The organism is Streptomyces sp. NPDC001851 (assembly GCF_040297165.1).
Taxonomy (GTDB): Bacteria; Actinomycetota; Actinomycetes; order Streptomycetales; family Streptomycetaceae; genus Streptomyces.
Map to the genome: position 1 here is coordinate 55,608 of NZ_JBEOYR010000038.1, position 12,475 is coordinate 68,082.

The 12,475-nt window shown below is 68.5% G+C and carries 9 protein-coding genes and 4 pseudogenes; 5 read left to right on the top strand and 8 right to left on the bottom strand.

The features are described 5' to 3' along the window. Nucleotides 1-255 precede the first annotated feature (255 nt). From ABT171_RS37635 to ABT171_RS37645, 3 genes and pseudogenes are all read left to right on the top strand, one after another. Nucleotides 256-546, top strand: coding sequence for a hypothetical protein (locus tag ABT171_RS37635; protein WP_351250919.1), 291 nt, complete (start codon nucleotides 256-258; stop codon nucleotides 544-546). Between the two features lie 13 nt (nucleotides 547-559). Continuing rightward, complete coding sequence (locus ABT171_RS37640) at nucleotides 560-1,378, top strand: SPDY domain-containing protein (RefSeq protein ID WP_351250920.1); 819 nt, start codon at nucleotides 560-562, stop codon at nucleotides 1,376-1,378. Between the two features lie 104 nt (nucleotides 1,379-1,482). Beyond that, nucleotides 1,483-2,299, top strand: a pseudogene (locus ABT171_RS37645) (IS5 family transposase). A 340-nt stretch (nucleotides 2,300-2,639) separates the two neighbouring features. Here the strand turns inward: ABT171_RS37645 and ABT171_RS37650 are convergent. Further along, on the bottom strand, nucleotides 2,640-3,644 hold the full coding sequence (locus ABT171_RS37650; protein ID WP_351250921.1) for a GntR family transcriptional regulator: 1,005 nt from the start codon (nucleotides 3,642-3,644) through the stop codon (nucleotides 2,640-2,642). 2,632 nt (nucleotides 3,645-6,276) lie between these two features. Between ABT171_RS37650 and ABT171_RS37655 the strand changes: the two are divergent. Then, nucleotides 6,277-6,970: pseudogene (locus ABT171_RS37655) on the top strand (IS5 family transposase); the annotation flags it as partial. Nucleotides 6,971-6,998: 28 nt separating this feature from the next. Beyond that, entirely contained in the window at nucleotides 6,999-7,556 is a 558-nt protein-coding gene (locus tag ABT171_RS37660) for a putative endonuclease domain-containing protein (protein WP_351250922.1), read from the top strand. A gap of 274 nt (nucleotides 7,557-7,830) precedes the next feature. Here the strand turns inward: ABT171_RS37660 and ABT171_RS37665 are convergent. The 7 genes and pseudogenes from ABT171_RS37665 to ABT171_RS37695 form a co-directional block, all read right to left on the bottom strand. Then, nucleotides 7,831-8,525: pseudogene (locus tag ABT171_RS37665) on the bottom strand (hypothetical protein). Between the two features lie 75 nt (nucleotides 8,526-8,600). Further along, nucleotides 8,601-8,960, bottom strand: coding sequence for a hypothetical protein (locus ABT171_RS37670; protein WP_503078434.1), 360 nt, complete (start codon nucleotides 8,958-8,960; stop codon nucleotides 8,601-8,603). Between the two features lie 174 nt (nucleotides 8,961-9,134). Next, a complete protein-coding gene (locus tag ABT171_RS37675; protein WP_351250923.1) occupies nucleotides 9,135-10,856 on the bottom strand; it encodes a relaxase/mobilization nuclease domain-containing protein in 1,722 nt (573 codons plus the stop codon). After that, nucleotides 10,853-11,209: a plasmid mobilization protein gene (locus ABT171_RS37680; RefSeq protein ID WP_351250924.1), complete on the bottom strand. Its 357-nt coding sequence runs from the start codon at nucleotides 11,207-11,209 to the stop codon at nucleotides 10,853-10,855. Before ABT171_RS37680 ends, ABT171_RS37675 begins: the two co-directional genes overlap by 4 nt. 302 nt (nucleotides 11,210-11,511) lie before the next feature. Then, nucleotides 11,512-11,715 (bottom strand): hypothetical protein, encoded by a 204-nt coding sequence (locus tag ABT171_RS37685; protein WP_351250925.1) that lies wholly within the window; start codon nucleotides 11,713-11,715, stop codon nucleotides 11,512-11,514. A 118-nt stretch (nucleotides 11,716-11,833) separates the two neighbouring features. Beyond that, a complete protein-coding gene (locus tag ABT171_RS37690; protein WP_067135624.1) occupies nucleotides 11,834-12,025 on the bottom strand; it encodes a hypothetical protein in 192 nt (63 codons plus the stop codon). After that, a pseudogene (locus ABT171_RS37695) lies at nucleotides 12,022-12,475 on the bottom strand (hypothetical protein); the annotation flags it as partial. The pseudogene ABT171_RS37695 and the gene ABT171_RS37690, both read right to left, overlap by 4 nt.

Sequence of the window (12,475 nt, forward strand, 5' to 3'; positions counted from 1 at the left end):
CGATCTTCCCGGAAAACCCCAGGCCAGGAAGGTGATGGCGCGTGACGGTCGGCCGCAAGCCGCTTCTCCCGGAGTTCCTTCTACGTGGAGACATCGGCCGACATGCTCCCACCGCCGTGCCACAGGTGCCGGAGCCCCCGACGCGTGTAGCGCGCCCGAGCCGCCATTGGCTCTGCTCATTGGAGGCGACTTCCTGCTTGTCCGGCGGTCTGTCGGCTGGCCGCCGCATCCGTATCCCCATGCAAGGAGCTGTCCGTGCCGTCTACTGAAATGACAGTTGGAGATCTCATCGACCTGCTGTCCGCCTGCGACCGCGACGCCCCGGTCCGGCAGGCGATCAACCCGCTCTTCCCGGCGGAGCACCGCCTCGCCCAGGTCGTCCAGTCCGTGGACACGACCGGGCAGACTATCGTTCATCTCGCCGAGGGCCGCGATGAACACAGCCAGCTCGGTGTCCTGCCGCCCGAGGTAGCCGTGACGCTGGCCTGGCAGTCTCCCGTCCAGTCACCGCGTCGCCCCCGCCGCGCCGCTCGCGGCGGCCAGTAGTTCCCCACCATCCTTGGAGGTGCCTCTGAACCCCGACTTTTCCCTCGACCCCACCGCACCCGATCGAACCCAGGCCGCGTACTGGGTCGGCCCCCGCCACCTGGCTGGTGACGACGGACGCCTCTACGACAGCGTCGCCGACACCCTCACCGGCCTTGGCTGGACGAGCCTGACGATGGTCCGCGGCCGGCAGGAGCCGGACGAGGCACCGGAGGACCGGCAGGTTGTGCGTAGCACCGTCCTGCACCTCAGCCCCGACACCCTCGGATGGGCCCAGTGGGTCCTCGCGGATGAGCCGTTCCTGCTGGGGGACTTGCCAGTCGCCTGGCATGTGTCGGCCCGCACGGACATAGCAAGTCCGCTCGCGCAGTGGTCCGCGTACTTCACCCCCGACGTCCCCGGAGAGGCCGTCGTCGACTTCCTCGTCGCACTCGACGCACGGGAGCGCCCGGCCGAGGAGTTCGGCGGGACCGAGCTGGTCCTCGACGCCGTCACCAGCCATGGCTGGCTCCTCGACATCGACCAGCCCGGTGCGGGAGCGATGGACGCGACCTTCACCTCCCACATCTGCTACGGCACGGTGCCGGCCCTCATCCAGGACGCTGACCCGCGCACCCTCACCGACGACACCGAGACGAGCCTGGACGGGTGGCAGGCATGGGCCGAGCCGGTGCTCGGCGCACGGTGCCTGTGGGCCGCGTCGTTCAGCTCCAGCGCCCCGCACGACCTGGTCGCCGCCTTCGCCCGCTCGATCAGCTCCACCGCACCGGTCCTGCGCCGGGTGCTCCCCGCGAGTACCGAGGACCGGCTCCTGCGCGCCCCGGCCACCTGACGGCACGCGTCCTGAATCGCCACGAGGACAGAGAGGAGAACTGTGGTCAGGTCCCTTGTGCGGCATCGGCTGGTCGGATCTGGCGAGGCGGACGTTGACCCGGTATGGGGCGGGGAACGTGGAGTTGGATCGTGCCGGACGGGCTGTGCGACATTGCGAAGCCGCTGATCCCAGAGCAACGAACCCGGCCGCAGGGCGGCGGAACAGCCAACGCACCTGATGAGACGCTGTTCGCGGCCATCATCTATGTGTTGGTCAGCGGCTGTGCATGGCGGGCGCTGCCGCCCTGCTTCGGCGTCTCCAAGTAGACGGCCCACCGCAGATTCCTCATCTGGTCCAGAGTCGGCGTCTGGGCCCGTCTGCACGAAGCGGTCCTGCACCGGCTCGATGACGCCGGTCTCATCGACGTCACCCGCGTCGTTCTCGACACCGCCCACGTCCGGGCGAAAAGGGGGGCGAACACACAGGTCCGAGCCCCGTGGACCGGGGCAAGCCGGGTTCCAAGATGCACATCTTGTCGGACGCGAACGGACTGCCCCTGGTCGTCGGCGTCTAGCCGGCAACACCCATGGCAGCGAAGGACTGAAGCCCATGGTGGCGGGTAACCAAACGAGACACGACCCCTACCGCGGCCGGTACTTCAAGCCCGAGCGCCTGCACGCGGACAAAGCGTATGACCGGGCCGACCTGCGGAGATGGTTACGCGGCAAGCGCATCGGAGTCCGGATCGCGCGCAAAGGCATCGAGTCCAGCGAACGATTGGGCCGTCGCAGATGGGTGATCGAGAGGACGATGTCGTGGCTGTCCGGCTACCGCCGGCTCAGCCCCCGATACGAACGCGATCCTCGTAACTACCTGGCTTTTCTCGGACTCGCCGCCGCCCTGTGCTGCTACAAGCGACTCGTCCGCCTCACCACGTAGGACACAGTCTTAGGCAACATGTTGAGAATGCTGGTCACGCCGGGGGCCTCGTCCCCGCTCAACGGGTCCACATGAGTCTCCTCGCTTGATGGTGTTGAGCACTGCCACGCTGAATCTCCCGCGTACGGGCGGCCACCAGGGCCGCGTCCACTCGCTTACGGGCTGATCCACCGGGGCCCGCGACCTGGCACTCCCAGGGCAGAAAAAGTGACCTCCGCTAGTTCTTTCCTAAACACACATGAAGAAAGAAGCGACTCAGGACACTTCTTCTGCCCTGGGACTGAAAGGGCCCTCGCTTCGTAATGGATTGAGGCCCCAGAGTGAGGGTGCGTCCTGGCGGTCAGTCCTCCAAGCCCTCCAGTTCCTGGAGCAACGCTTCCGCGCGGGCCTTGGTCTCCTCCGCCTGTTCCCTGAACTTCCGACGCTCCGCCGGAGACATGACGCGGAGGGAGGCCGTGGAGAACACGGCCATGCCCTGGTCAATGCGAGACATGAGCGTGACCAGCTGGTGGCCGGTGGCCTTGCCCTTCCGAGCCTGACTCGCCGCCGCCTTGGCCGTATCCGCAACGGTGGTCAGGGCCTTGGCCGTCTTCTTCTCCAGGCCCGCCCGCTCCCCGCGCGTGAGCGGGTCCACGCCGAACTTGGCCCACTGGGCCGGAGGGATCACGGCCCGCTTGCGGTCCTCCACGTGGTGCAGGATTGCTCGCTGGGCCGACGCGTCCGCGCCAATGTCCTGGTACAGCAGCTTGGCCACGGCCTGGTACTCCGGGGACTGGCCGTTGTAGTCGGGGTCCCCCTTGTACGTGAACATCGCGCGGAGGTCCATCAGCTTGACGGCTACGGCTTTCTTGGCCTCCGTGGCCCGGCCTTCCGCCGCCAGCCACTCCCGCCCCAGGACCTTGGCCTCCTGGTACGCCTCTGCCACATCCTCACGCTTCAGGGCACGCTCCGCGTTCGGGTCCACGTGCTCCGTGACTACCCGGCCCTCCAGGACCTGGGGAGACTCACGGACGGCCACCTTCCCGTTTGCCGCCCTGGTCTTTGCCTCCGCCTTGGCCGCCATCCGGGCCACCAGGTCCTCCGCCGTGTCCTGGACGACAGGGGCCACCGCGAATTCCGGCTCCGGGGCGAACAGTCCCTCGCCCACCTTCCAGGCGTCGCCGTCCTTCACCACCAGGCCGTCCCCGACCAGGGCGTCCAGGGCCTTGGCCACGGTGGGCTTAGTGGTGCTGTACTTTCGGGACAGTTCCCCCACGTTCAGGGTCACGCCCTGGGCGTATGTTCTGGCCTGGATCTCCTGGCGAACGGCCTCCGCCGTCTGTTCCCACTTGGCAGCCTTGGTCATCGTCTCCCCTTCCGATTTGGCGGACCCAGGGTACTGCGGGCCCCCGTCACTTCTCTGCGAAATCGGCTCTGCACACCTCGCACGTGATGGGTCCGAGGGACGCGATGCGCGGTCCGATCTGGAACGTGCGCGGCGGGTTCGAACACTCACACTGCCATGTGATCCGGGTGCGGGACCGGGCCTTACCGGTGGGGCCCCCGTCCTCCACCTCCACCCCAAGGACCACACCGTCCAAGGACTGGCCCAGGGCGTCCAGGGGTGGCTTGTAACCCCTCACGGCCGTCTCCGTAAGCGGCACCGGGGAGAACCCCTTGGTCGGGTGCGGTGACTCTCCCGCCGGCCACTCCATACCCAGTTCCTCCGCCACCGCGCGGAAGTGCTTGTTATGCCCCATCCCCCGGTTACTGGTCTCGGAGATCCCGCGCGCCCGGCACAGTGCGTGAGTCGCCACGGAGCATTGCTTCCAGGGTGGCCCGAGGCCCGTTCTTGATGGCGCCCTGGTGGATGCTGGGGATGGTTGGGCCTTACCGGCCTTCGCCTTCACCAGCTCCGGGCCGTCCCCGGCGTTGCGCCTCCGGCGCTGGTCGGACCGCTTGGGTACGGGTACAGACATCGGCACCTCCCGCGGGCCAGCCACGGCGCGAAAGGGCCGTTAGGTCAAGGGAATTGGGGTCATTCTCCGGGCCATCTGCCCAGGTCAACGGTACTACGGGCCGTAGTCGGCCAGGTCCTCACGGACCCTGGAACCCGTACAGAGACCGAGCCGCTATCACGTTTCGATGTCCCAGCAGATTTCGAGGGTGGTACGCCTCCGCCCGATTCGGACGCACGAGGATGCCCACCGAAGTCCTCGGCGATAACAATGACGGGTCCACCGGCTTCCGTCCGGTTGAGCACCTGGGAGGGCAATTTCATCGGTTTGACCGACGCCGCTGGACAGATGGTGTAGTTGTAGTGCCGAGGACAAGTCGTTCGTCCTATAACCCTCTCGGCCCGCGTCCGCATTTCGGGGGTTCCCACGCCCAGTTCGCAACGCCCCTACCTTGAACTCCGCATCGGTGGCTTCCGAGTGACAGTCGACCGACTCCCGACGCGCTTCATCAGAGCGATCGCCACCGCGATCACGTCAGGGCTGGGTATGTGGACCATCTACGGTCGGTGACTCATCACGCCAGGCCACCTGGATGCCGGTCCGCCGGACGTCTCCGTGGCACCCGTCGGCCCCTGGCCGCCGCACCTTCAGCACTCGGCTTACGCGCGTGATGCCACGAACACAGCGCTTGCAGGTTGCTCATGCCGTGGTCGTCGCCAGGCACGATGCGATCCACCTCCGTGGCCACCGCCCCGCACCGTGCGCCCGCGCCCCGCAGGATGGCAACGCACATGAAGTCATCGCGCCGCAGCACACGAGCACGCAGCGCACACCAGTTGGATGGCAACCTGGACCGACGGTCACTGCCATACCAGGCCACACGGCACCTGTCGGGGGTCAGAACATGTTCTGTCAGGGACCTGCACGGGTCACGGGGCGATCACGTTGCTACATCAGTGCGTTGATGCAGAGTTGGGAGCGCGACGCCGCATCGCATGTGTCGCCGTCCGGCGCCACACGTCGACATCTGGCGACGAACGTCGACGCGCCTTTCGGCGGCCCTGACCGCAAAAGGCGCACGGGTTGCCGGGCAACTATTCGCCAGGCTTCGCCAGGGTCCGCATGCTGGCCGGCACCCGCCCGGGCGTCGTTTTCCTGTGAGGTAAAGGGCGCCCTTTGTACGATCAACTCTCTTTACCCGCAGGTGACATATTCTCGCTGCGAGGTACCGCTCGAAGAGAAAATGTCACCGCCCGTCAGCTGCGACAAGGCTCGCGATCGCAGGGGGCGCGCGTGCTCGGTGCGTACGCAACTGCGTACGCAACCCGGGCACTTCAGGTTCGGCGTGAGGCACTGACGCAACTGATCAAGGCAGTTGGGTCAGCGTGAGTCGTTCGACGCTCCCAAGCCTGCGTTCGGCCGTACGGGTGGTCGATGTTTTACACCTGAGTGTTTTACACGCAGGTCACGGCCACGCCCAGGGACACACAGGGACACAACTCCGAGGTATGGAGACGGCTAGGCCGAAAACCGCAACACACGGAATCGCCCGAACCGGTGGCGCCGTGCATCTCCACCGTGCCACGATCACCTCTGCGCGCGCCCCAGATCGACGTGACGCCCAGAAAGGCATGCCCAGTGACAGACCCAACTCCCGCCCCTGCGGCCTACTTTGAGTTGCGTGTAGGCACCCTGCACGTCCAGGCGGGACGCCCCCGGAGCAACTCCCGCAGGTTCGAGCGGTTCGTGACCAAGCTCGTAACCTCCGCGTTCGCTGCGGGCGTGGGCGCCGGCCTCACGTGGTGGGCCACGCACAAGCCATAGGGCTCAACGCCCCCGTGTCAACCCGGAGGAGAGAACGGGGCGCGGGGGCGGAGCACGTGGGGCCCGTACGCTCTCACCTCCACGTCCATGCGCTGGAGCGTGGAGCGGCGGGGCCGGCCTACATATCCATTAACTGGGGCCCGTGACGCCCGCCGTGGGGCCGCCCTCCGTCATGGCCCTAACAAGTCATCTCATTTGGCTGGGTAGGCTGCTGCCGTGGCGGGGATCGTTGAGCGGCTGGTGCCGGATGAGCTGTGGGAGCTGTTCCAGCGGGTGGTGCCGGAGGCGCCGTCGCGGCCGCAAGGTGGCGGCTAGCGTTGTCACGGCGACCGTGAGGTGATGGCCGCGATCGTGTTCGTGGCGACCTCGGGCTGCACGTGGCAGCAGCTGCCGACGGCCTCATTCGGCCCGTCCGGCGTGACGGCCCACCGCCGCTTCACCGAATGGACGAAGGCCCGGGTGTGGGCCAAGCTCTACCGCCTGGTCGTCGACGAACTCGGCTCCCGCGGTGACCTGGACTGGTCGCGGTGCGCGGTCGACTCGGTCAACATGCGGGCCCTGAAAAGGGGGACCTGAGGGTCCGAATCCTGTCGACCGGGGCAAGTACGGCTCGAAGATCCATCTGATCACCGAGCGGACCGGTCTGCCCCTGTCCGTCGGGATCTCCGGAGCCAACGTCCACGACAGCCAGGCCCTGGTCCCGCTCGTGCAGGGCATACCGCCGATCCGCTCCCGCTGCGGCTCCCGTCGGCGAAGGCCCGCCAAACTCCACGGCGACAAGGGATACGACTACCGTCACCTGCGGCAATGGCTGGCACAGCGAGGCATCCAGCACCGCATCGCGCGCAAGGGCATCGATGACTCACAGCGACCGGACGGGCTGTGGGACATTGCGAAGCCGCCAGCATGGCGACTCATGCTTGGTGTATGACCGGCCCTTGACGGACGCCGGACTAACCTGGGGCGAATCCGTGGCCTGGTGGCGGGACAAGCAGGGACTCGGCTCGGCCGATGACCGTGCGGTGGGCCATGACCTGTACCGGCGGCTCAGGGCCTCCATGAAGGACAACGGGCAGGAGAACCAAGCCGAGGTACTGCTGTTCAACACCTACTGCGAGCGGTACCGAGGTGATGAGGGGATGAAGCGGCCCGCGCTGCTGCCCCAGGTCTACCTTCACTACGACCCGCTCACCCGGAAGCGTCAGCAGCTACGCAAGGGTCACCGCCTCAAGCGTGAGCGCATGGACTTCCTGCTGATGTGGCCGGGCCGGGCCCGGGTGGTCATCGAGGTGGACGGCAAGCAGCACTACGCCGAGGGCAAGACGGCATCACCGCGGCTGTATGCCGAGATGGTGGCGGAAGACCGGGCGCTGCGGCTCAAGGGCTATGAGGTGTACCGGTTCGGTGGTTATGGGCTGATTGACAACCCGGATGCATCAGCCATGCTGCGGCAGTTCTTCGATGACCTGGAGGCGCGGTACACCCCTGCGCGCTAACTGCGGTCATCACCCCGTCTGCGAGGTGACCACCGTCCGGCCACAAAGCCAAGCAGAGCGAACGCTAGAAGCTTGGCTAGGGGCGGCTCGATCACCTGTTCTTGCGGTCCGCCGACAGGTTGTTGCAGCACTGCCGCTTGGCGCTGCTGACCATTCGCAGGTGGCTGCGGCATGGCCGCCGGTTGCTCCAGCTCACCAGCAGGTTGGTCGACCGGCGCGGGATGCGCAGTGGTGCCCCGCCACCAGCGGGGCGGGGCACCGAGCAATGGACGTCTTATCGGCCTGCGGTTGCCTTGGCGAGGGCCTTGTCGAGGTGCCGGTCGACGAGAGCGGGCGAACCGGAGACGATCACGAGGATGTGCCCGTCGCGGACTGCGGCCTGCTTCACCACGCTGTCGTGGCCGCCGACGGAAAACGTCAGCAGTTGGCTCCACTGCTCCTCGCCGAGGGGGGCGATTCCGCCTTCTTGGTGGTGATGTCAATGGCGGAGCCGCCGACGAGTACCTGGTACTCGGGGCACCCGATCATGGCGTCGAACATCTTGGCCATGCCGGCGGACAGCTTGGCGGGGTTGTCGCTGTACAGCTCCTCGGAGACCTCGGAGTCGCTGTGGCCGGCGTAGGTGAAGGAGGTCTTCGCCTGGCGGGGGAAGTCGAGTGATCCTCCGGTGGCCGCGTCGCCCCCGAGATTGGAGAGGGCAGGGCAGCCGAGGACGGTGACGTCGTCATGCCGAGCAGGGCGCTCGGGCTTGAGGGTGTAGCCGCTGCCCATGTCGCTCTCGTCGAGCAGGTGGGCCGCGAGCGCTGCCGACGACAGCGGGGCGCCGTTTGTCTCAGTGGCGGCCGGGCTGCCGGAGGCGGCGGAGGGCGATGCAGCAGGAAGTGCCGCGTTGTTGGACGAGCAGGCGGGCAGGGCGAGCAGGGCAACGGCGGTGATGCCGGCGGCGGTGGTGGCGACGCGAACACGCAAGACTTGACCCCTTGGACTGGGAGATGGTTGGGCAGTGCGGCCACGGAGGGCCGGGCGGGGTCGGAGGGGTAGGGGTCAGTGGCCGAGGTGGCGCAGGCAGTCCTCGAACGTGGCGTGCGTGGCATCGACCGGCGCGGAGTGCCGGTTGTACCAGGCCGTGTCCAGGCGCCTCTCCTGCTGCTGGTGACCGGCACGGCAGCGCAGCCAGATCTGATCTTGAGTGGAGATGATGATCCAGTCCCGGTACGCGCCGCACTCGGCGCAGGTGATGATCTCGCCGTCCAGGACGAGGGGCCGCAGCCAGGGCATCATCCGGCCGGCGACCTGGTCGTGGCTCGGGACCCGCAGGTCCGGCGGCAGGAAGTCGTCCACCTCGGCCACCGGCTGGGACGGCTGCACACCGGGCTGCGGCATCGGAGGCGTGGGCAGAGGCATGTGCTGCCACATCTCCCACATCTCCTGGTGACGGCGCTGCATCTCGATGTCGAACGCGTCCGGCTTGCGGCGGCGTATCCGGTCAAACACGCTGGCGTCCTCCTGGGTCTCGTCCTGCTCGCGTCATGATCGTCCCTGAAGCCATCTGGCCTGTTCAACTCGCAAAGTCCACAGTCACGAACGGCCATGCCGGGGCCTGGTCCGGCCATGGGACGCACGTCCGGTGCGGCTGGCCACGCGGTCCGTCCCGCGGCCGGCGGTCACAGCGTTGCTGGTGTCGGCGGGCAGGCCGGCGCTGCGGCGCAGGCGCCACACGAGCACGTCGCTGACGGATTCCGCGGTGTCGAGTTCTCTGCGTCCGGCGGCGTCGGCGAGGAGCGCGGTGGTGTCGTGCCCGGCGGCTTCGGCGTCGGCGAGGGTGGCTGCGAGTGCGTACCAGCCGGGCTCGGCCAGGATCTGCTCGGCCAGCTCGGGTACGGCCTCGCGCAATATGGACGTCTGCCGCTGGAGGAGTGGGCGGCCCAGGTGCCTGCCGCGTTGGTAGAGGGCGCCCAGCGGCTGGGCGGCGGCGGCCTGGTAGGCGGCACGCAGATGCTCGGCGGCCTGGCGTGCGGCGGCGGCCTGCTGGGCGTGGCCCTTCTTCGCGTGCCAGTGGATGGCGGCGGTGACGAGGAAGAACAGCATGTCGATCGCCATCGCGGTGGTCGCCCCATCTTCCCCGCGGCCGAGCGCTGGCCCACCGCGGACGAGGTCGCGGGCGGTCTGCCGCAGCGCCCGGTCGTGGCCGCGCTCGGCCCGCACGTGCGAACGGGAAGCCCGCTCGAAGGCCACGGCTGCCTCCCGCAGTTGGGTCCGGGTGTGCGCGGCGGAGGTTTTCGCGAGCGCGTCCAAAACTTCACCGGCCGAGGCGATGTGAGCGGCTGCGACCGCGTCGTCGCCCTGCTCGATGACGATCAGCGCCTGCCACGCTGCGGAGGCAGTGCCTCGGCGCGCGGCGGACGGGGCGCCCGGAGCCATGTGCGACGGCCAGCTGGATGACGCGGCGGCATGGTCGTCGCGGTCGGCGGACCAGCGTTCGCGGATGCGGGGCAGTGACAGGTCCGGGGCAAGTCTAGACCCGGAGTAAAAGATGGGCTCGCCATCCTTGTTGCGGTCATCGGGGAGCGCGACGGTGTAGCCGAGCAGGTCGCCGGAGGGCGCAATCCGCCGCCGGATGAGCAGACCACCAGCGGCGAGCCGGTCGAAGAATTCCGTCTCGCTAGTGGCGCCGGCCACAGCACGGCGGACGGTCTCGCGCAACTCCTCGCGAGGGGTACGTTCCCGTTGCTGCCGTTCGGCCTTGTGGCGCTCGGCACTGGTGGGCCGCTGGGCGGCGGTCCCGTCCCCGGTGTTGAGCCGCTTGAGGCCGTACTCGGCCTCGATCAGACGGGCTTCGGCCTGAGCACGGCTCGCGTCGTTGTTCAGGCGGGGTCGTCGGCCGTCCTCCCGGACGAGGGTGGCGATGATGTGGATGTGGTCGTCGGCGTGGCGGACGGCCGCCCAGCGGCAGGCGGCGTCATCGCCGTCGGGGGCGATGCCGGTCGCTGCGACCATGCGCCGGGCAATCTCGCCCCACTGCTCGTCGGACAGCACCGGGTCCTCGGGCGCGGCGCGCACCGACAAGTGCCACACGTGCTTGGCCGGGCGACGGCTGGGGACGAGGGCCTCGACCGGCTGGTCGAGTAGCTTCTGCAACTCCGTGTAGGTCGCCTGCGGGTTGCGGCCGGGGTCCGGGGCCAGGCTGTCCCAGGCGGCCACGAGGTGCGGGTCGATGTGTTCCTCGTGCGTGCCGGGCCCGTACAGGTAGTACAGCAGCCCGATGGTGCGCGTCCCGCGCTTGTGGACGCTGGGGATCATGCGGTGTGGTTCTCGGTGTCCAGGTAGTGCTGGGTGAAGGTCTCCACCCGCTTGGCGGCGCGGTGGACGGCGTCGAGGACGGCTCGGGTGTGCGGGACGTCGGCGCCGGCGTTGGTGGCCTTGGCCACCTGGTTGAGGTTGTTGCCGATCTGGCCCAGGTGCCGGCGGACGGCGAACAGCTCGGTCAGCACTTCGCGTTCGGAGGCGATCTCGGCAGCGGTGCGGTCGAGGTCACGGGCGGCTCTGAGGGCGGCGTGGGCGAGGAAGCTGGCGACGCTCATGCGGCAGGCGGACGCGGCGCGGACGAGGAGCTGGTACTCGTCGTCGTTCATACGGCAGCTGGGCTGACGCATGCGCTTGTGCTCGTCACGCAGGCGCTCACGCTGGCGCACGTGTGGTTTCGACGGCGCGGCGTGCTCGCAGTGCGCGGTGTGACAGGTGTGCTGCTGTCCCCCTTCTGGATGTGGTCCGCCCTCGGTCGCATCCTGGTGGACCGGCACCTCCTGGTGCCGGTCCACTCCCGCCAGTCCAGGGGCGGGGAAGGCACGAGCATTGCTCCCACTGGGAGCAATGCTCGTGCGATAACTTGCTCGCCCCGAGACTGAGTTGAGGTCCTGAGCAGCTTCCGGGGTGGTGCTGTTCCGATTCGGGTTCGTCATCGGCTGTCGGGCCTCGCCATGCGGAGCTGTCGCTGGATCCTGGCGGTCAGAATGAGGACGGCGGCTGGTCCTTCCAGGAGCTGGACCGGCCCGTTCGGCTTGTGCTGGACGAGCCACTGGCCCGTCGGGACGGGCACCATGGCGTGGACGAGGTGCCGGCGGACCAGGACGGTGGCCCAGGCAGCCGCCTCAGTGGCCATGTGCCGCGGCGGAGGAGTAGGGCGGGGAAGCACGTGATGCCTCTCGGGGCAGGGCGGTGGCCCGGCGCGCACCGGGCCACCGCAGGGGGACAGGGGGAGTGACCTGCGGGTTTGCGGGTCAGCCGCACTCGGGGCAGCGCCCGACGTGGCCGCTGAGCGCCCGGGCCATCCGCGCCTTCGTGGAAGCCGCGTACGTCGCGCTGGCCTTCGCCGATGGCCTGCCGGCATGCCGCTCGGAGTGAGCGCTCAGATAGCCGATCTCCCGCTCGTACTCCTCACGGAGGGCAGCGAACTGCGGGCAGGTCCTCATCGGGTAGTGCTCCTTGTCGTCGTGATGCTGTCCGGGCTGCGTAGGGCCGCCAGGACCAGACTGAGTCGGTCATTCCGGCCGCCGGGGAGCTTCTCGCGGCGGATGATCTCCCTGAGCTGGACCCGAGTCACGGCCTCGTTGCCGTCCCGTTCCAGCAGCGCGGGCACGTGGGGGCGGATCAGCTCGACCAGTTGGTCGACGTCCTGCTCCGGCTCGCGCGGCGGACGCTGCGCCTGCGGGCCTCGCGACCGGCCACTGCGCTTGCCCTTCCCCTTCGCCTTAGAGGACGGCGTCCGGCGCACGGGGACCTTGTGCCCCCGGTCCCCGGTGGTGTCGGTCCCCGTGTCGGTCGGTCCCCGGTCCCCGGTGGTGTCGGTCCCCGTGTCGGTCGGTCCCCGGTCCCCGGTGGTGTCGGTCCCCGTGTCGGTCGGTCCCCGGTCCCCGGTGGTG

Coding starts and splice junctions, on each gene's coding strand:
- ABT171_RS37650 (WP_351250921.1), bottom strand. CDS start 3,644: ATGACCAAGGCTGCCAAGTGGGAACAGACGGCGGAGGCCGTTCGCCAG.
- ABT171_RS37670 (WP_503078434.1), bottom strand. CDS start 8,960: ATGCCTCTGCCCACGCCTCCGATGCCGCAGCCCGGTGTGCAGCCGTCC.
- ABT171_RS37675 (WP_351250923.1), bottom strand. CDS start 10,856: ATGATCCCCAGCGTCCACAAGCGCGGGACGCGCACCATCGGGCTGCTG.
- ABT171_RS37680 (WP_351250924.1), bottom strand. CDS start 11,209: ATGCGTCAGCCCAGCTGCCGTATGAACGACGACGAGTACCAGCTCCTC.
- ABT171_RS37685 (WP_351250925.1), bottom strand. CDS start 11,715: ATGGCCACTGAGGCGGCTGCCTGGGCCACCGTCCTGGTCCGCCGGCAC.
- ABT171_RS37690 (WP_067135624.1), bottom strand. CDS start 12,025: ATGAGGACCTGCCCGCAGTTCGCTGCCCTCCGTGAGGAGTACGAGCGG.